Origin of the sequence: Marivita sp., assembly GCF_017643905.1 — a bacterium.
Classification (GTDB): Bacteria; Pseudomonadota; Alphaproteobacteria; order Rhodobacterales; family Rhodobacteraceae; genus Marivita.
In genome coordinates, this window is the sequence record NZ_JAEPMO010000034.1 from 1 (window position 1) to 18,256 (window position 18,256).

Sequence of the window (18,256 nt, forward strand, 5' to 3'; positions counted from 1 at the left end):
GCTGTCTACCGGGCATAATGTGTTGCATCCCATGGGGTTTGACGCCTTCGGCATGCCGGCCGAGAACGCCGCGATGGCGTCGGGCGGGCATCCCAAGGATTGGACCTATTCCAACATCGACACGATGGTCAGTCAGATGAATCCCTTGGGCTTTGGTCTGGACTGGTCGCGCATGTTCGCGACCTGCGATCCTGAATACTACGGTCAGCAGCAGGCGCTGTTCCTCGACATGCTGGAAGCCGGGTTGGTCTACCGCAAGAACGCAGTGGTGAACTGGGACCCGGTCGATATGACGGTGCTTGCCAATGAGCAGGTGATCGACGGCAAGGGCTGGCGATCCGGTGCCGAGGTGGAACGGCGCGAGCTGACGCAGTGGTTTTTCAAGATCTCCGATATGTCGGAGGAATTGTTGGACGCTTTGGACACGCTGGATGATTGGCCCGCTAAGGTGAAGCTGATGCAGGCCAACTGGATCGGCAAATCGCGGGGATTGCAGTTTGCGTTCTCGACCATTGACGCGCCGGATGGGTTCGACCGGATTGAGGTGTATACGACCCGTCCCGACACGCTGATGGGCGCGTCGTTTGTTGGCATTTCGCCTGACCATCCGCTAGCGAAGCATCTGGAAAAGGACAACGCCGATCTGGCCGCGTTCAATGCCGAGTGCCGTAAGGGCGGGACGACGGAAGAGGCGTTGGAGAAGGCCGAAAAGCGCGGCTTCGACACCGGGCTGCGTGTGCGTCATCCCTTTGATACGGCGTGGGAATTGCCGGTCTATGTGGCCAACTTCATTCTGATGGATTACGGCACCGGCGCGATTTTCGGCTGCCCGGCGCATGACCAGCGCGACCTTGATTTCGCGCGGAAATACGACCTGCCGGTGCAGAGCACCTATGTGCCTGCGATGGGTGAGGATGCGTTTATCCTGCCCGAAGACGGTGGTCCGGCCTATGTGCCGCCCAAACCCGAGACTGTCCGTTATATTCGTGGCTTTGCTGGCGAAGAGGCTCAGACGGGGAATGACGCCATCGAAGCGGCCATCGGGTTCTGTGAAGCGAACGGTGTTGGCCATGGCGTGACCAAGTTCCGCCTGCGCGATTGGGGTCTGAGCCGCCAGCGCTATTGGGGCTGTCCGATCCCGGTGGTGCATTGCGATGCCTGTGGCGTGGTGCCCGAGAAGAAAGAGAACCTGCCGATCGCGCTGCCTTATGACGAGGATGGCAAGGCCATCGACTTCTCGATCCCTGGCAATCCTCTCGACCGTCATCCGTCATGGCGCAATTGCCCCTGCCCGTCCTGTGGTCAGCCAGCCAAGCGCGAGACCGACACGATGGACACGTTCGTCGATTCGTCGTGGTACTTTGCCCGCTTCACCGCGCCCCGTGCGGATACGCCGACGGATATGGCGGATGCGGAGTATTGGATGAATGTCGACCAGTATATCGGCGGCATCGAGCACGCGATCCTGCACCTGCTCTATTCGCGCTTCTTTGCCCGCGCGATGCACATCACAGGGCACCTGCCGGAACGCTGCAAGGAGCCGTTCAACGCGCTTTTCACGCAGGGTATGGTGACACACGCGATTTACCAAACGAAGGGGGCGGATGGTCGTCCGGTCTATCACTATCCCGAAGATGTAGAGCTGCGCGATGGCAAGGGATTCCTGAAAGACGGCACCGAGGTCGAGATCATCCCCTCAGCCAAGATGTCGAAATCCAAGAACAACGTGGTCGATCCGGTTGCGATCATCCAGCAATACGGTGCCGATACCGCGCGCTGGTTCGTGCTGTCCGACTCGCCGCCCGAACGGGACGTGGAATGGACAGCCTCGGGTGCCGAGGCGGCGGCGCGTCACTTGGGCCGGGTCTACCGGATCGCGTCCGAGGTGGCCGAGGCGAACGAGGCGGCCAATGCCGAGGACGATGCTCTGCTGCGCGAGATGCACAAGGCGATCCATGACGTGACCGTGGGTGTGGAAAGCTTTGGCTTCAACGCCTCGATTGCGCGGCTTTACGCATTTACCAATGCGCTGTCGAAATCCAAGGCTGGCTCTGATGCGAAACGGCAGGCGGCAAAGACGTTGGCGCAGCTCATGTCGCCGATGACCCCGCATTTGTCCGAGGAGATCTGGGCGCTTCTGGGCGGTGAGGGTCTGGTTGCCAATGCGCCCTGGCCCAAGGCGGATGAGGCGATGCTGGTCGAAGACACGGTAACCTTGCCCATTCAGGTGAACGGCAAGCGCCGGGACGAGATCACCGTGCCCAAGGACATGGACAAGGCCGAGGTTGAAAAGCTGGCGCTGGCGACCGATGGTGTGAAACGTGCGCTGGATGGCGCAAGCCCCAAGAAGGTGATCGTTGTGCCGGGTCGGATCGTGAATGTGGTTGCATAGACGCCAGACGCTTTTTGCGCTGTCAGCGCTGGTCGCGGGTGCGGCCTGCGGGTTCACGCCCGCCTATGGGCCGGAGGGTGGCGCGTCGGTGTTGCAGGACAACCTGCGTGTGGTTGCTCCTGACCGGCGGGACGGGTTTCTGATCGCGCAGCGGTTGGAGGACCGGTTCGGGCGCAATGACGGGGGGCGCTACGTGCTGACCGTGACGCCGACGATCCAACGTCAGGGGCTGGCGACCTCGGTCGAGGGGACGACAAACCGGTTCCAACTGACGGGCCGCGCGGATTACGCGCTGAAGGACACACAGAGCGACAGCGTGGTGCGTCAGGGCCGCGTGACCGATTTCACCGGGTTTTCCGCAACGGGATCGACGGTGGCGACGCTCGCCGCCGAACGGGATGCCGCATCGCGGTTGATGGTGATTCTGGCGGATCAGATCGTGGATCGTCTGGTCATTTCGGCCAGCGGCCTGCCCGCATGAAGCTGCCCCCGCGCGAGGCGTCGGGGTATTTTGCCCGTCCGGACCCGGCCAAGCTCGGCATCCTGATCTATGGCGAAGACGCGATGCGGGTGGCGCTCAAGCGGCAGGAACTGATCGCGGCGCTGATCGGGCCGGAGGGCGAGGGCGAAATGCGCCTCACGCGGATTCCCGCGGCGGAGTTGCGCAAGGAACCCGCACTTCTGGGCGATGCGATCAAGGCGGTCGGGTTTTTCCCCGGGCCGCGTGTTGCCTTTGTCGAGGACGCGAATGACACGGTGATCAAACCGATTGAGGCGGCAGTCGAGGATTGGCAGCCGGGCGATGCTCAGATCGTTGTGACCGCCGGGCAGTTGCAGGCCAAGTCGGCGCTGCGCAAGCTGTTCGAGGGGCACCCGAATGCCTATGCGGCAGCATTGTACAACGACCCGCCGTCGCGCGCCGAGATCGAGGCGGAACTGACACGTGCGGGTCTGGCTCGCCCCGATGGTGCGGCGATGGAGATGCTCACGGCCCTGTCGAAGGAGCTGGACCCGGGCGATTTTCGGCAGACGCTCGAAAAGATCGCACTCTACAAGTTGGGCGATTCGGCACCGCTTTCACCGGACGAGGTGACGCTCTGCGCGCCGGGCTCGACCGAGGCGGATCTGGACGATGTGCTCAATATCGTGGCCGAAGGGCGCACCGGGGAAATCGGTCCGGTGATGGCCCGGCTCGAGGCGCAGGGGACGGCGGCGGTGACGCTGCTGATCATGGCGACCCGGCATTTTCGCGCGTTGCACACGGCGGCGTCGGATCCCGGCGGGGTGGGGCAGGGGATGGGGCGGCTGCGGCCCCCGGTCTTTGGCCCGCGAAGGGATCGGATGTCGCGGCAGGCGTCGGGCTGGGGCATGCATCGTCTGGAACAGGCGCTGCAGATGCTCTTGGAGACCGACCTGTCGTTGCGCTCGGCGGGGCAGCACGGGCCTGCATTGGCGATTGTGGAACGGGCGTTCATCCGGTTGGCGATGCTGGGGCGCAGGTAGGATTTGCCGGGCGGAGACCCGGTTTTGGGAGGACGAAGATGTACAAACTGGTGGGCAATCGCGCGACGCGGGCGTTCCGGCCCTTGTGGCTGCTGGAAGAACTGGGCGTGCCTTATGAGCATGTTCCGGCAGCCCCGCGTTCGGAAGAAGTGCGCGCGGTCAGCCCCTTGGGTAAGGTGCCGGTGCTGGTCGATGGCGACGACGTGATTGCCGATTCGATGGCGATTCTGACCTATCTCGCGGACAAGCATGGCGCGTTTACGCATCCCGCCGGGACTGTGGCGCGGGCGCGGCAGGATGCGTGGACGTTTCGGGTGCTGGACGAGGTGGATGCGGTTCTCTGGACGGCGGCGCGGCACAGTTTCCTCCTGCCCGAGGATCAGCGTGTGCCCGCTGTGAAGGAAAGTCTGAAGGTAGAGTTTTCCCACAATCTTGAGCGGATTGCGGGAGAGTTGACTTCTGACTGCCTCGCCGGGGATGAACCAACCGTGCCGGATATCGTTCTGGCGCATTGTCTTGGCTGGGCGCGGAACGCGAAGTTTCCGGAAGCGCCGGAGGTTCTGGTCGACTACCTGCGGCGGTTGCGGACACGGCCTGCCTTCGAGCGGGCGGCGGCGCTCTGAGCCAAGGGCTTTCGAAAGCCCTTGATGACGCGGTTTCGAAACCGCGTTTTGAAGCGCGTTAGAACGCGCTTGGGCAAGCCCTTTCGAAAGGGCTTCCCGCGCCCCTTCCGGGAGAATTGTTCGCATCGGAAACCGGTCAGCCGCAAATCCGCGCCAAGGTGTCGGGATTGTTGATCCACGACAGGCCCGATTTGCGGTTAGAGTGTCCGCGACAAGGGAGACCGCGATGACTGACACGATCCGCTTTACTCTGGACGGCAAAGAGGTCCAGGCCCGCAAGGGCGAGACCATCTGGGAGGTGGCCAATGGCAGGGGGCTGGTGATCCCGCATCTGTGCCACAAACCGGCACCGGGTTATCGCCCCGATGGCAACTGCCGCGCCTGTATGGTCGAGGTCGAGGGCGAGCGGACGCTTGTGGCGTCGTGCATTCGCGAACCTGTGGCGGGCATGGTGGTCACCACCGACTCCCACCGTGCCAAATCTGCGCGCAAGATGGTGGTCGAGATGCTGCTGGCGGATCAGCCAGAGCGTGATGCCGCGCATGACAAATCCTCGCATCTCTGGGACATGGCCGAATTGAACGGCGTGACGGAAAGCCGTTTGCCGACGCTGGAAGCGGAACGGATTCCGCTGCTTGACGACAGCCATGTCGCGATGCGCGTGAACCTCGATGCCTGCATCCAGTGTGGTCTCTGCGTGCGCGCCTGTCGCGAGGTTCAGGTGAACGACGTGATCGGTATGGCGGGACGCGGGCATGACGCCTACCCGGTGTTCGATTTCGACGACCCGATGGGGGCGTCGACCTGTGTGGCTTGCGGCGAATGTGTGCAGGCCTGCCCGACGGGCGCGCTGATGCCCGCGACCGTGCTGGACGACCAGCAGCAGGGCGACAGCAAGGATTACGACAAGGAGGTCGAAAGCGTCTGCCCGTTCTGCGGTGTCGGCTGTCAGGTCTCGCTCAAGGTCAAGGACAACAAGGTGGTCTATGTCGAGGGCATCAACGGGCCTGCGAATGAGGGGCGTCTTTGTGTGAAGGGGCGGTTCGGGTTCGATTACATTCACCACAAGCACCGCCTGACCAAGCCGCTGATCCGGCGCGACGATGCGCCTGCGAAGGGGCTGAATGTCGATCCGAACAACTGGCAGGAGGTGTTCCGCGAGGCGACGTGGGACGAGGCGCTGGACTTTGCCGCCAAGGGGCTGAAGGGCCGGGGGCGCGAAGTGGCAGGCTTTGGGTCGGCCAAGTGTACGAACGAAGAGGCGTATCTTTTCCAGAAGTTCATCCGTCAGGGATTCGGCCACAACAACGTCGACCACTGCACACGGCTGTGCCATGCATCATCCGTGGCGGCTTTGCTTGAGAACGTCGGGTCGGGGGCTGTGACCGCCACGTTCAACGAGATCGAGAATGCCGATGTGGCCATCGTGATCGGGGCGAACCCGGTCGAGAACCACCCGGTTGCGGCGACCTATTTCAAGCAGTTCACCAAGCGCGGTGGCAAGCTGATCGTGATGGACCCGCGCGGTCAGGCGCTGAAACGTCACGCGACGCATATGCTGCAATTCCGGCCCGGCGCGGATGTGAGCATGCTCAACGCGATCATGCATGTTATCGTCGAAGAGGAACTCTACGACCGCCAGTATATCGAGGCCTATACCGAGAACTGGGAGGCCGAAAAGGCGCATCTGGCGGATTTCGCGCCCGAGAAGATGGCCGATATCTGCGGGATTGATGCGGAGACCCTGCGCGCGGTGGCCCGTGATTTTGCCGGTGGCAAGGCTGGGATGATCTTCTGGGGGATGGGCGTGAGCCAGCACATCCACGGCACGGACAATTCGCGCTGCCTGATCAGCCTTGCATTGATGACCGGGCATGTGGGCCGCCCCGGTGCGGGGCTGCACCCGCTGCGGGGACAGAACAACGTGCAGGGGGCGTCGGATGCGGGGCTGATCCCGATGTTCCTGCCGGATTACCAGTCGGTGATGGATGATGGAGTGCGGTCTGCCTTTACCGAAGTGTGGGGATCGGGGGACTTCTCGAACCAGAAGGGTCTGACCGTGACCGAGATCATGGATGCGGTCCACGAGGGCCACATCAAGGCGATGTATATTCTGGGTGAAAACCCGGCCATGTCGGACCCGGATGTGGAGCACGCACGCGATGCGTTGGCAAAGCTTGATCATCTGGTCGTGCAGGATATCTTCCTGACTGAAACCGCCAACTATGCCGATGTGATCCTGCCTGCCTCGGCCTTTGCCGAGAAGTCGGGGACGGTGACCAACACCAACCGTCAGGTGCAGATGGGCCGTCCTGCCGTGACACCTCCGGGTGAAGCGCGCGAGGATTGGGCCATCACAACGGAGCTTGCGCGGCGTTGCGGCATGGACTGGCAATACGACAGCCCGGCGGATGTGTTTGCCGAGATGAAGCTGAACATGCGGTCGCTGGAGAACATCACCTGGGACCGCCTGGCGCGAGAAAACGCCGTGACCTACCCGTCGCTGTCGCCGGAAGATCCCGGTCAGCCGATTGTGTTCGGTGATGGGTTCCCCCGTCCTCAGGGCCGCGCACGGTTCACACCTGCGTCTGTCATTGCGCCGGACGATGTGCCGGATGCGGAGTATCCGATGATCCTGACTACGGGGCGGCAGTTGGAGCATTGGCACACAGGTTCAATGACGCGGCGATCTGCGGTGCTGGATGCGGTGGAGCCGGAGGCGAACTGTTCGCTGCATCCCAGCACCCTGCGCAAGCTGGGGGTTGAGCCGGGCGGCCATGTGCGCCTGACCACCAAGCGCGGATCGGTTACGGTGATGGCACGGGCGGATCGGGCGGTGGCCCCGGACATGGTGTTCCTGCCCTTTGCCTATGTCGAAGCGGCGGCGAATATCCTGACCAATTCGGCTTTGGACCCATACGGCAAAATTCCCGAATTCAAGTTCTCGGCGGTGCGGGTCGAAGCCGCTGATGCGGGCGCGGTGGCTGCGGAATAAGGTTTATTGAGCGCTGACGCGCGCAGGTTTTCTCGGCCACGGGCTTGCACCCCGTGGCCGATCTGCGTTTGGTGGCGTGACGCATTTGATCGAGTTGTCGCCTGTGTCAGGGTCGGATTTGCATATTTGGAAAGAGAAGAAGGGACGGGGTCATGCTGCCTGTAAATGCGGAGCGATTCTTGGCTGACTTGCATGCCTTGCGGCAGTTCGGCGCGGCGGGTGTCGGCAAGGGTGTCGTGCGCCCGGCCTATTCCGACGCGGATATCGCTGCGCGGGACTGGCTGGCGGAGCGGATGCGCGAGGCGGGCCTGTCAGTGCATGTTGATCCCGTTGGGTCGGTGTTCGGGCTGGCCGAGGGTACATCGCTTTTGCTGGGGTCGCATTCCGACAGCCAGCCCGAGGGCGGTTGGCTGGACGGGGCGCTGGGCGTGATTGCGGCGCTGGAGGTGGCGCGGGCCTCGGCTGACGCCGGCGGACCGCCGGTCTCGGTTGTGTCCTTTCAGGACGAGGAAGGCCGGTTTGGGGTGACCACCGGGTCGGCGGTCTGGTCGGGGAATCTTTTGCTTGAGAAGGCCGACGGGCTGACGGACCGGGATGGTGTGACCTTTGCCGAAGCGCGGGCGCGGATGCAGGGGCGGTCTGAGGCGTTTGTCGATCCGGGCCGGTTCTCGGGTTTTCTCGAAATGCACATCGAACAAGGGCCTGTGCTCGACCGCGAGGGTGAGGCGATCGGGGTGGTCGATGCCATTGTGGGCATTCGCGACATGAAGATCACGCTTGTGGGCGAACAGAACCATGCGGGCACCACACCGATGCAAGGGCGGCGCGATGCGTTTCAGGCGCTGTCACGGTTCAATACGTTGCTGGCGGAGCGGTTCGCCAATGTGGTGACACCCCATACGGTTTGGACCATCGGGCATGTGTCGTTGCACCCAAACGCGTCCTCCATCGTGCCGGGCAAGGTGACATTTTCGATGCAGTGGCGGGATGGCGACACGGACCGGCTGGGGCGGATGGAAGCGATCATCCGCGAGACTGTCGAAGAGGTGGCGGCGACGGGTGGGTTCGAATTGAGCTTTGGGCCGCTTTTGGGGCTGGAGCCGGTTGATATGGACCCGCGCCTGCGCGGCGCTTTGGAGACGTCTGCCGAGACAGATGTGCCGGGACGCTGGCGCAAGATGCCGTCGGGTGCGCTGCATGATGCGACCAACGTGTCGAAACTGATGCCGGTGGCGATGCTTTTCGTGCCGTCGATTGGCGGGATCAGCCACGCGTTCGGCGAAGACACCGCAGAGCCCGATCTGGTGACCGGGCTGCGGGTTCTGGCCGGTGCCGTTGAGGTGCTTGACTGAGGCTTCCGGTTCAGGAGGCTGTGATTGCGGACGAAAAATGGCTTGCGGTTTCGAACATCTGTTCCAGGTCATTCCGGACGCGCTGGTGACTTTGGTCGATTTCCGAGATCAAGCTGTCGAGGCCACGTGCCCTTTCGCCCAGTCGATTGGTTTCCACCCGCAGCGATACACGGACGGCTGACAGGCCCAGCAAGGTCTGTCGCAAACTGTCCATGCGTCCAAGCACCTGGCGACATTCATCCATCATGGCCGATACGGACGCGGTCGATTTGTTGGAGAACGCGGCGTGCAGGTTTCTCAGATAGACAGATTCGCGTTCCCGTTCCTCGGTCGTCATGGGTTCGTCGCCTTGGTCGAAGTTTTGCACGACCTCGGCCATGATGCTGGATGCACAGAGCAGGATCTGGCTTTCCTTGCGCGAGCTGAAATTCGATGTGGATGCATCTGACATGATGGATTTGAGGCGGGTGATGCCGCTTTTGATATCGCCAAGGATCAAGTCGTAATTATTGGAAATCGCATCGATTGCGGCGCGATCCCGGCCAAGTTTCACGGCCTGAAGCTTCATGTTCAGAATGTAAATCGCGCCTTGTGCCAGTTCATCGGTGATGGAGGCGATCTTGTCGCAGATCATGCGTTCTGCCTCTGCGACCCTGATGGCGTTGGTGAGTGCGTTGAAGGGTGTTCGCCCCAAGGCGTTCTCGCGTGCCTGAAACTCGGTCACGAGGGCATGCGCCTGGAAATCCATGTAATCGTCAAAGCCCATTGACCGAATTTCCTGCAGCAGGACGGCCGCACTTTTCTCGGGCGACAGGCCATCCTCGCGTTCAAGTCTGAGAATTTTCTTGTACAGTTCCGCCACCGTGGCGAGCATGGGGCTGGTCGGTTTCATGCGGACCGAAAGGAACCCGCCATCAACTGGTGCGATCACGGCATAGACCCAGTAATACCGTCCCGATTTTGCACGATTCTTCACATAGCCGGTGATCGGTTTTCCGGCTTTCAGAGTATCCCAAATCAGCCAGAACACCGCTTTGGGCATGTCGCTGTGTCGGATGACCTTGTGTGGAGCGCCGCGCAGCGCATCATCCGCGTGTTCGGAAATCCGGGAAAACACGGAGTTGAATGCCTCGATTACTCCGCGGTTGTCGGTGCGGGAGAAAAAGAGTTCGTCGATTTTGAAAATGCTTTCCTGATTGAAATTGGCCGTTTTGGCTTCTGATTTCTCAATGCTGCGGTCTTGTTGAATGGAACGGGTCACGAGTCTCTTGGCTCCTGCAATGCGCGCCGCAGCGCTGATATTGAGGCTGCAAAAGTGGTGCCAATTCCCTGCTGTCAAAAAGCTTTGGGGCAGGAGCTGGCGTCTGTCCTTACGTCGACGCTGGCGGGGCGCGACCGCGACGACGGTCCTCCATAGCCGCAGGATGTACGGGTTTTGGGATTCGGCGTGATTTTGTGCTACCCTGAGTCAAGGGCAGCAAGGGGCACGCTATGGATGTGACGGCAATGGCGTTTTACGCGCTTGTGTGCGGTGGGCTGGGTGCATTGTCGCCCCGGTTGCCGTCTTTCTGGCAGCGGTTTGCGGTTGCGGCGCTGGTCGGGGTCATCGCGGCGGCGGTGTTGCCGGTGCTGCGCGGGGTGCTTGGGATCTGATCCTAGAGGCTGAGCCTGTAGGTGATTGACGTGGGGCGATCAAAGCCTGCGTGGGCTGTGCGGCCGATTTCGCGGAAACCCAGTGCCTCGAAGGTCGCGTGGTTTTCGACCAGTTCGATCCGGGTTTGCAATTCCACGCACGGCAGGCACAGCTCTGCGGCGCGCGATCTAGCGAGGGCAATCAAGCGTCTTGCCAATCCCAGCCGCCGTGCATCCGGGGCGACAGCAAGCTTGCTCAGATAAAGGCTGTCGGATTTTGGCGTGAGAAAGACACAGGCCTGAACCGGATCGCCGATCCCCCAGACCTCGCCGGTTTCGGCTTGGGCCGACACGCTGTCCAGGGAGAGCAGGTGCATGGAAGACGGCGGGTCGATGCGCCCGTCCATGTCGGCAAAGGCGGTTCGGATCAGGGTCAGGACATCCTTGAGCGCGGCATCGCCGGGACCGAGACGAGCGGGTGTCAGCTCCATGTCACCTCGCCCAGAAAGATATAGCCGGCGCCATAGATCGTCTTGATCAGGCGGGGGTTCTTGGGGTCCTCGCGCAGCTTGGTGCGCAGGCGCGAGATACGCACATCCATCGCGCGGTCAAAACTGTCGCCCGCGGCACCGCCCAGCGTGTCCTGCATGTAGTCGCGGGTGATCAGGCGGTTGGGGCTTTCGAGGAAAAGCCGCAGCACCTCGCCCTCGGCATGGGAAAACGGCGTTTCCGTGCCGGTGTCGTCCTCCAGCGAATAGCGATCGAAATGCGCGGTCCAGCCGTTGAAGCGGGCGGTCTGGCCCGTGGGCGCAGGGGTCGCGCGGGTGCGCAGACGGGCGCGGACACGGGCGACCACCTCGGCCGGATCAAAGGGCTTGATGATGTAATCATCGGCCCCCAGTTCCAGCCCGGTGATCTTGTCCTGCACCTGTGCGCGGCCAGAGATGATGATCACCGTCGCACCCTGTTCCAGCGCCAGACGGTGCACAAGACTGAGGCCATCACGGTCGGGCAGGCCGAGATCGACGAGGCAGACATCCGGGGTTGTGCGGCGTAGCGCCGTTTCGAACTCTGCGGCGCGGGCAAAGCATTGGGTGTCGTATCCGGCGTCTTCCAACGCTTCGGACAGCATGGTGCGGATCGCGGGTTCGTCGTCGAGGATGGTGATCAGGGGTTTGGTCATGTCGGGAGGGCCTCGTGGCCCAGAAACGCGGCCAGATCGGATTTGCTGAAGGGTTTGGGCAGAACCGCGGTTTTTGCAGCCGCGTTTTGGTGGCGCGGGTCAGACGCGGGCAGGGAAGTCATCAGGTAGACAGGTTTCTTCGGCAAAGCTTCGACCAATTCGGTGCCAAGCGCCGGGCCTTCAAGAGAGATGTCGGACAGGACAAAAGCGATGTCGGGCACGCCTTGCGCGAGGGCAAGCGCTTCGTCGACCGAGGTCGCCTCGATCACGCTGTGGCCTAGGCTGGTGAGCATGTCACGGATCGTGGTGCGCAGATCGGGGCTGTCTTCGACCAGCAGAACCAGTTCGTTGCTCAGATGGCGGGCGGCATGGCGCAGGGGCAGGCGCAGGGTCACCCGTGCGCCGGTGTCGGTGTTGCCGACCTGAAGCTGCCCGCCCGCCAGTTTGGCCATGTCATAAACCATCGACAGGCCAAGACCTGACCCGCCGTCGCCTTTGGTGGTGAAAAACGGATCAAGCGCGTGTTTCAGTGCCTCTTCCGAGAAACCGGCGCCGGTGTCCTCGACGGTGAAGTCGATCCAGGTGTCGCGCATCTCGGTGGCTTTCAACCGGATCGCGCCATGTTCGCCGCAGGCATCGCGGGCGTTCAGGATGAGGTTGAGAAGGCTGTCCTGAAGCTGACCGGGATCAAGCAGGGCGCGTTCTGTGATCGAGGTGCTGACATGCAGAGCGATGCTGTCGGGCAGTGACGGCGCTGCCAGAGTGTGCAGATCCGACAGGAAGCTTGCCACATCAAGCGGTTCAGGCCGCCATGCGCGATGTGCGGTGATGTCGGCAATGCGGTTGAGCAGATCACCGCCACGGCGGGCGGCCTGCAACGTGGCCGTGATCAGAGGATCGGCGTCTGCAGGCAGGTCCATGCGGGCGAGTTTCGACTGCATGCCAAGGATGATGGTCAGCAGGTTCGAGAAATCATGTGCGAGGCCGGAGGTCAGTTGCGCTGCCATTTCGCGGCGGCGGGTTTGCTGGAGCGCCGCGCGGGCCTGCGTTTCCTCGGTCACGTCCATCGACAGGATGTAGACGCCCTTTTCGGATTCGTCGGGGGTAAAGGCCACGCGGATGCGGCGGGAGCTGTGGATGTCGGTGAACTCAAAGGTCGAGGGATCGCCCGCCAGCGCCATCTGGAGATGCGGCAGAACGCGGGCATAGGCATCGTCGCCCAAGGCTTCGGAAATATGCAGCCCGACGATCTTGGAGGGACGGCCCGGCATGACATTCGACAGGCGTCGGTTGGAAAACGTATAGCGCCCGGCGCTGTCCACATGCGCGATATGGGCGGGCATCATTTCCGTGGTGAGGCGGGTGCGCGCCTCCATCTCGGTCAGTTCGCGCTGGGCTTCCTCCAGTGCGGATACCGTTGCGGCCAGTTTGCGGTTGGTGGCGGCCAGTTCCTCGGACCGGGCCAACACTTCTTCGGACAAAAGCTCGGATCGGGTGCGCAGCAATTGCTCCTGCGATTTCACCTCGGTGATGTCGGTATAGACGGTGACCCAGCCGCCTTGGGGCAGCGGTGCGCCTTCGACACTGATCGTGCGGCCGTTGGCGCGGGTGCGCTCCATGTAATGGGGCTGGAAGGCGCTGGCCTGTTCGACACGGGCGCGGATGAAGGTTTCGACATCGTCGATCTCTCCGTATTCGCCGCATTCGACAAGATGGCGGATCGTGGTCTCGAAATCCGCACCGGGGCGGGTCAGGGCATGAGGAAGGTCGAACATTTCTGCAAACCGCGTGTTGCAGGCGGCGAGTCGCAGCTCGCTGTCATAGATCGACAGGGCCTGTCCGATCAGGTTTAAACCAGCCTGAACCAGAGCGTCGGTATTTGCGCGATCAGGCATCTCGCATGGCCCAGTCAAGCGCGTCTTCCAGACGGTCATCGCCCCAGAATAGTTCGTCCCCGACGGTGAAAGAGGGCGCACCGAAGATGCCGCGCGCTTGAGCATCGGCGGTCGTGTTGCGCAAGACGGTCTTGACCTCGTCAGAGTCGGCGCGTTCGATCATCTTGGGATCCAGTCCCGCCTCGGCTGCGCATTCCGCGATCGTATCCGGGTCAGAGATATTGCGGCCGTGTTCGAATTCGGCCTGATACACCATCTGACAAAACCGAATTGCGGCTGCTCCCGGCAAGGCAGCTGTCGCAACCCGAGCTGCGAGCAGACCGTTCTGCGGGAAGAGATCAGGTTTCCGAAAGTTCAGGCCTCTTTCCTCTGCTCGGCGCGCCATATCGCGCCACATGTAGCGTCCTTTCACGGGATACACATTGAACGGGGACGACGTCAGGCCCTGCGCGGCAAAGATCGGACCAAGCAGAAAGGGGCGCCACACGACGTCGATTCCCCGGTGAGCAGCGATGCCAGGCAAACGCATGACACTGAGATAGGAATAGGTTGAGGCAAACTCGAACCAGAACTCGACCTTCATGTTCTGTCTCCCATCGTCATACGACGGCCCAAACTCCGGCTGCACCGCACCCATGTCAAGCGTGACGAAGCGCCGGTTACAATTCGTAAGGATTGAGAAAACTTCAGGAAAAAGTTGACCCCCACACTTCCTTTTGTCCAATCTTGAGACAGAGTCGCGAAAAGCGAACGGTTCGGGGAATTACCCGGGCAACGGGAGGAAAAGTTTTGGCACATATGACCATGGGCGCAGAGGGTCTGCGCTCTGTTCCGGCGTTATTGACGCGCAACGCTTCGCAGTTTGGCGGCTCGCCCGCCTATCGCGAAAAGGAATATGGCATTTGGCAAAGCTGGACCTGGGCCGAGACCGCCAAGGAGGTCGAGGCGCTTGCACTGGGTCTCTTGAACCTTGGCGTGAACGAGGGCGATTTCATCGCCATCATCGGGCGCAACCGTCCATATCTCTATTGGTCGATGGTTGCCGCGCAATCCGTGGGCGCGATCCCGGTTCCGCTCTATCAGGACGCGGTGGCCGAAGAGATGGAATACGTACTTGACCATTGCGGTGCGCGCTTTGCCATCGTCAGCGATCAGGAGCAGGTGGACAAGGTGATCGAGGTGCAGGACCGCCTGCACCAGTTCGAACACATGATCTATCTCGATCCGCGCGGCTTGCGGAAATACGACCATACCCGGCTGCATCAGTTCAGCCATGTGCAGGATCAGGGTCGCGCCGCCCATGATGAATACATCAAGGAGCTTCAGGCCCGGACCGCCAAGCTGGTTTACGACAGCACCTGCGTGATGCTGTACACCTCAGGCACGACCGGCAAGCCCAAGGGTGTGGTGCTGTCGAACCGCAACATCATCGAGACCGCAAAAGCGTCATCGGAATTCGATCACCTGCGGGCCGATGACGAGGTGCTGGCCTATCTGCCGATGGCTTGGGTTGGCGATTTCATCTTCTCCATCGGGCAGGCCTATTGGACGGGCTTCTGCGTGAACTGTCCGGAAAGCCCGGAGACCATGATGACGGACCTGCGCGAGATCGCGCCGTCCTATTATTTCGCCCCGCCACGTGTCTTCGAGACGCAGCTGACGCAGATCATGATCCGGATGGAGGATGCGGGGGCGTTCAAGAAAAAGACGTTCGACTATTTCATGGCGCATGCCCGCAAGGTGGGTCCGGCCATTCTTGATGGGCATGAGGTTAGCACGCTTGACTGGCTGAAATACAAGCTGGGCGAGGTGATGGTCTACGGGCCGTTGAAGAACGCGTTGGGCTTTTCGAATGTGCGCGTCGGCTATACGGCAGGCGAGGCGATCGGTCCGGAAATCTTTGATTTCTATCGCTCTTTGGGCATCAACCTGAAACAGCTTTATGGTCAGACCGAGGCGTCGGTCTTCATCACTCAACAGCCCGACGGCGAAGTGCGGTCGGACACAGTGGGTGTGCCATCGCCGGGTGTGGAGATCCGCATCGCCGAGAATGGCGAGGTGTTCTACCGCTCGCCGGGCGTGTTTGTGGAATACTACAAGAACGCGGAGTCGACGGCGGATACCAAGGACGCCGAAGGCTGGGTGGCCACGGGCGATGCGGGCTTCATCGAAGAAGCCACCGGCCATCTGCGCATCATCGACCGCGCCAAGGATGTGGGCGCTATGGCAGATGGTGCGATGTTCGCGCCGAAATATGTGGAGAACAAGCTCAAGTTCTATCCAAACATTCTCGAAGCTGTCGTGTTCGGCGCAGGGCGCGATCGCTGCTGTGCCTTCATCAACATCGACCTGACGGCGGTTGGCAACTGGGCGGAGCGCAACAACATCGCCTACGCGTCCTATCAGGAGCTCGCGGGGCACAAGCAGGTGCTCGATACTATTCAAGCGCATATCGAAGAGGTCAACGCGAGTGTCGCGCAGGACGAGATGCTTTCGGGATGCCAGGTGCACCGCTTCCTTGTGCTGCACAAGGAGCTGGATGCGGATGACGGCGAACTGACCCGCACGCGGAAGGTGCGTCGCAAGATCATCGGTGAGAAGTTCGAAGACCTTGTGACCGCTTTGTACGACGGGTCAACCTCGGTCTACACCGAAACGGAAGTCACCTATGAGGACGGGCGCAAGGGCAAGATCAAGGCGACGCTGGAAATCCGTGACGCCAAGGTCGTCCCGGCCACACCGCAGCGGATGGCAGCGGAATGATGGCCCGGTTTGCAGCGCAATCCGGTGCCAACGCCCCCAGAATTTCATGGGCGGGCCCGAGAATCTTCGTACGAAGATTCTCGAATAACCTTAAGAAATCATGGAGCCACGCGGCACATGCCGGGGGAAGGGCGCAATGAAAGACACCGAAGGATACGTCACTGCAGACGGGCGTCAGATCGGCGGCACGCTCATGGAAATGCGCAACATCACCCTGCGTTTTGGCGGTGTGGTGGCCATTCAGGACATCAGCTTTGACATCCGTGAAGGCGAAGTGCGCGCCATCATCGGTCCCAACGGCGCGGGCAAATCGTCCATGCTCAACGTCATCTCGGGCTTCTACACGCCCTCGGAAGGCGAGGTCTGGTACCAGGGCGCCAAGCGCCCGCCAATGAAGCCGTTTGAGGTGGCCCGGCAGGGTGTGGCGCGGACCTTCCAGAACATTGCGCTCTTCGAAGGGATGACGGTGCTCGACAACGTCATGACCGGACGTTTGACCCACATGAACGCCGGGATCGCGTCGCAAGCGCTTTGGTGGGGCAAGGCGCGGGACGAGGAAATGGAGAACCGCGAAAAGGTGGAGCGGGTGATCGACTTCCTCGAGATCCAGAACATCCGCAAGACGCCGGTGGGCCGACTGCCCTACGGCCTCAAGAAGCGTGTCGAACTGGCGCGTGCGCTGGCGGCAGAGCCGTCGCTTTTGCTGCTGGATGAACCGATGGCCGGCATGAACGTCGAAGAGAAAGAGGACATGAGCCGCTTCATCCTCGACGTGAACGACGAATTCGGCACGACGATCTGCCTGATCGAACATGACATGGGGGTCGTGATGGACCTTTCCGACCGCGTGGTCGTCATGGATTACGGCAAGAAGATCGGCGACGGCACCCCAGACGAGGTGCGCAACAATCAGGATGTGATCGACGCCTATCTTGGCGTGCCGCATTGAGGGAGCAGACATGCTGAACGACATTTTCATCGCGCCCTTCTCGGATATGATTTCCGCACCGGACTTCCTGATGCAGGTGCTTTGGGAAGGGCTGGTTTCGGGCATTCTCTATGCGCTGATCGCGCTGGGCTTCGTGCTGATCTTTCGGTCGAGCCGCATCTTCAACTTCGCCCAAGGCATCATGGTGGTGTTTGCCGCGCTGACCCTGGTGGGGCTTTTTGCCATGGGCATCCCGGCCTGGATCAGCGTCGGTCTGACGCTGGGTGTCATGTTCGTGCTGGCGGTGGCCATCGAACGGGTGGTGCTGCGGCCTCTGGTAGGCCAGCCTGACATCATCCTTTTCATGGCGACCATCGGGATCACGCTGTTCCTCATCGGGTTTGGTGAGACGATTTTCGGCGGTGAAAACAAGGTCATGATCACCGAGGAACTGGGCATCCCGACGGGTGACACCGTTCTCGAACCCTTTGGCGGCCTGCTGATCCTGCAGCATCTCGACATCACCGTGGTGGTCGTGGCGACGCTTCTGGTGCTCGCGCTCCTGGCTTTCCTCAACTACACCCAAATGGGCCGCGCCATCCGCGCGCTGGGCGACGATCACCAGGCGGCGCTGTCGGTGGGGATCAGCCTGCAGACGATCTGGGTGCTGGTCTGGTTCATCGCAGGCATCATCGCGCTGGTGACAGGCATCGCCTGGGGCGCGCGCGCCGGTGTCAGCTTTGCGCTCGAGGTGATCGCCTACAAGGCGCTGCCGGTTCTGATGCTGGGTGGTCTTGAATCCATCACAGGGGCGATCGTCGGCGGGTTGATGATCGGCATTCTGGAAAAACTGTTCGAGATTTACTGGGGCCAGCCGCTGCTGGGTGGCAACACCGAGACATGGTTCGCTTTCGTGCTGGCCCTTATCGTGCTGCTCTTCCGTCCGCAGGGTCTGTTCGGAGAACGGATCATCGAACGGGTCTAGCGCAG

General features: G+C 61.6%; 15 protein-coding genes. 10 read left to right on the plus strand and 5 right to left on the minus strand.

Features of this window, described 5'->3' with window-relative positions; translation table 11 throughout:
* The 6 genes from leuS to JJ869_RS07310 form a co-directional block, all read left to right on the plus strand.
* Positions 1 to 2,392 (plus strand): leucine--tRNA ligase (gene leuS / locus JJ869_RS07285; protein WP_292265644.1); only part of this gene is annotated, 2,392 nt, incomplete at its 5' end.
* A complete protein-coding gene (gene lptE, locus JJ869_RS07290) occupies positions 2,379 to 2,873 on the plus strand; it encodes an LPS assembly lipoprotein LptE (protein ID WP_292265646.1) in 495 nt (164 codons plus the stop codon). The genes leuS and lptE, both read left to right, overlap by 14 nt.
* Positions 2,870 to 3,895, plus strand: a complete 1,026-nt coding sequence (gene holA / locus JJ869_RS07295; RefSeq protein ID WP_292265649.1) for a DNA polymerase III subunit delta — start codon at positions 2,870 to 2,872, stop codon at positions 3,893 to 3,895. The genes lptE and holA overlap by 4 nt, the downstream gene beginning before the upstream one ends.
* Before the next feature lie 38 nt (positions 3,896 to 3,933).
* Positions 3,934 to 4,518 (plus strand): glutathione S-transferase family protein, encoded by a 585-nt coding sequence (locus tag JJ869_RS07300; RefSeq protein ID WP_292265651.1) that lies wholly within the window; start codon positions 3,934 to 3,936, stop codon positions 4,516 to 4,518.
* A 226-nt stretch (positions 4,519 to 4,744) separates the two neighbouring features.
* On the plus strand, positions 4,745 to 7,513 hold the full coding sequence (gene fdhF / locus JJ869_RS07305) for a formate dehydrogenase subunit alpha (protein WP_292265653.1): 2,769 nt from the start codon (positions 4,745 to 4,747) through the stop codon (positions 7,511 to 7,513).
* 152 nt (positions 7,514 to 7,665) lie between these two features.
* Positions 7,666 to 8,865 carry a Zn-dependent hydrolase gene (locus JJ869_RS07310; RefSeq protein WP_292265655.1) on the plus strand — a complete coding sequence of 400 codons (1,200 nt, stop codon included), beginning with the start codon at positions 7,666 to 7,668 and terminating at the stop codon, positions 8,863 to 8,865.
* Positions 8,866 to 8,875: 10 nt separating this feature from the next.
* Here JJ869_RS07310 and JJ869_RS07315 read toward each other — a convergent pair whose 3' ends face one another.
* Positions 8,876 to 10,126 carry a PAS domain-containing protein gene (locus tag JJ869_RS07315; RefSeq protein ID WP_292265657.1) on the minus strand — a complete coding sequence of 417 codons (1,251 nt, stop codon included), beginning with the start codon at positions 10,124 to 10,126 and terminating at the stop codon, positions 8,876 to 8,878.
* 230 nt (positions 10,127 to 10,356) lie between these two features.
* Between JJ869_RS07315 and JJ869_RS07320 the strand changes: the two genes are divergently transcribed.
* Positions 10,357 to 10,518, plus strand: coding sequence for a hypothetical protein (locus JJ869_RS07320; RefSeq protein ID WP_292265660.1), 162 nt, complete (start codon positions 10,357 to 10,359; stop codon positions 10,516 to 10,518).
* 2 nt (positions 10,519 to 10,520) lie between these two features.
* Here JJ869_RS07320 and JJ869_RS07325 read toward each other — a convergent pair whose 3' ends face one another.
* The 4 genes from JJ869_RS07325 to JJ869_RS07340 are packed head-to-tail and all read right to left on the minus strand — an operon-like array spanning position 10,521 to position 14,158.
* A complete protein-coding gene (locus JJ869_RS07325; RefSeq protein ID WP_292265662.1) occupies positions 10,521 to 10,988 on the minus strand; it encodes a GNAT family N-acetyltransferase in 468 nt (155 codons plus the stop codon).
* The gene (locus JJ869_RS07330; RefSeq protein ID WP_292265665.1) at positions 10,979 to 11,680 is read right to left on the minus strand and encodes a response regulator transcription factor; all 702 of its coding nucleotides are present in this window, start codon (positions 11,678 to 11,680) and stop codon (positions 10,979 to 10,981) included. The genes JJ869_RS07325 and JJ869_RS07330 overlap by 10 nt, the downstream gene beginning before the upstream one ends.
* Positions 11,677 to 13,575 carry a PAS-domain containing protein gene (locus JJ869_RS07335; RefSeq protein ID WP_292265668.1) on the minus strand — a complete coding sequence of 633 codons (1,899 nt, stop codon included), beginning with the start codon at positions 13,573 to 13,575 and terminating at the stop codon, positions 11,677 to 11,679. The genes JJ869_RS07330 and JJ869_RS07335 overlap by 4 nt, the downstream gene beginning before the upstream one ends.
* Positions 13,568 to 14,158, minus strand: a complete 591-nt coding sequence (locus JJ869_RS07340) for a 2-hydroxychromene-2-carboxylate isomerase (protein ID WP_292265669.1) — start codon at positions 14,156 to 14,158, stop codon at positions 13,568 to 13,570. The genes JJ869_RS07335 and JJ869_RS07340 overlap by 8 nt, the downstream gene beginning before the upstream one ends.
* A gap of 215 nt (positions 14,159 to 14,373) precedes the next feature.
* Between JJ869_RS07340 and JJ869_RS07345 the strand changes: the two genes are divergently transcribed.
* From JJ869_RS07345 to JJ869_RS07355, 3 genes are all read left to right on the plus strand, one after another.
* Positions 14,374 to 16,338: an AMP-binding protein gene (locus tag JJ869_RS07345; protein ID WP_292265693.1), complete on the plus strand. Its 1,965-nt coding sequence runs from the start codon at positions 14,374 to 14,376 to the stop codon at positions 16,336 to 16,338.
* Between the two features lie 136 nt (positions 16,339 to 16,474).
* Positions 16,475 to 17,287, plus strand: a complete 813-nt coding sequence (locus JJ869_RS07350) for an ABC transporter ATP-binding protein (RefSeq protein ID WP_292265671.1) — start codon at positions 16,475 to 16,477, stop codon at positions 17,285 to 17,287.
* A 10-nt stretch (positions 17,288 to 17,297) separates the two neighbouring features.
* Complete coding sequence (locus JJ869_RS07355; protein WP_292265674.1) at positions 17,298 to 18,251, plus strand: branched-chain amino acid ABC transporter permease; 954 nt, start codon at positions 17,298 to 17,300, stop codon at positions 18,249 to 18,251.
* Positions 18,252 to 18,256 lie beyond the last annotated feature (5 nt).

Bases quoted from the DNA above. Each gene is read 5' to 3' on its own strand.
- JJ869_RS07340 (WP_292265669.1), bottom strand. From the start codon at position 14,158: ATGAAGGTCGAGTTCTGGTTCGAGTTTGCCTCAACCTATTCCTATCTC.
- holA (WP_292265649.1), top strand. From the start codon at position 2,870: ATGAAGCTGCCCCCGCGCGAGGCGTCGGGGTATTTTGCCCGTCCGGAC.
- fdhF (WP_292265653.1), top strand. From the start codon at position 4,745: ATGACTGACACGATCCGCTTTACTCTGGACGGCAAAGAGGTCCAGGCC.
- JJ869_RS07335 (WP_292265668.1), bottom strand. From the start codon at position 13,575: ATGCCTGATCGCGCAAATACCGACGCTCTGGTTCAGGCTGGTTTAAAC.
- lptE (WP_292265646.1), top strand. From the start codon at position 2,379: ATGTGGTTGCATAGACGCCAGACGCTTTTTGCGCTGTCAGCGCTGGTC.
- JJ869_RS07350 (WP_292265671.1), top strand. From the start codon at position 16,475: ATGAAAGACACCGAAGGATACGTCACTGCAGACGGGCGTCAGATCGGC.
- JJ869_RS07320 (WP_292265660.1), top strand. From the start codon at position 10,357: ATGGATGTGACGGCAATGGCGTTTTACGCGCTTGTGTGCGGTGGGCTG.
- JJ869_RS07355 (WP_292265674.1), top strand. From the start codon at position 17,298: ATGCTGAACGACATTTTCATCGCGCCCTTCTCGGATATGATTTCCGCA.
- JJ869_RS07300 (WP_292265651.1), top strand. From the start codon at position 3,934: ATGTACAAACTGGTGGGCAATCGCGCGACGCGGGCGTTCCGGCCCTTG.
- JJ869_RS07330 (WP_292265665.1), bottom strand. From the start codon at position 11,680: ATGACCAAACCCCTGATCACCATCCTCGACGACGAACCCGCGATCCGC.
- JJ869_RS07310 (WP_292265655.1), top strand. From the start codon at position 7,666: ATGCTGCCTGTAAATGCGGAGCGATTCTTGGCTGACTTGCATGCCTTG.
- JJ869_RS07325 (WP_292265662.1), bottom strand. From the start codon at position 10,988: ATGGAGCTGACACCCGCTCGTCTCGGTCCCGGCGATGCCGCGCTCAAG.
- JJ869_RS07345 (WP_292265693.1), top strand. From the start codon at position 14,374: ATGACCATGGGCGCAGAGGGTCTGCGCTCTGTTCCGGCGTTATTGACG.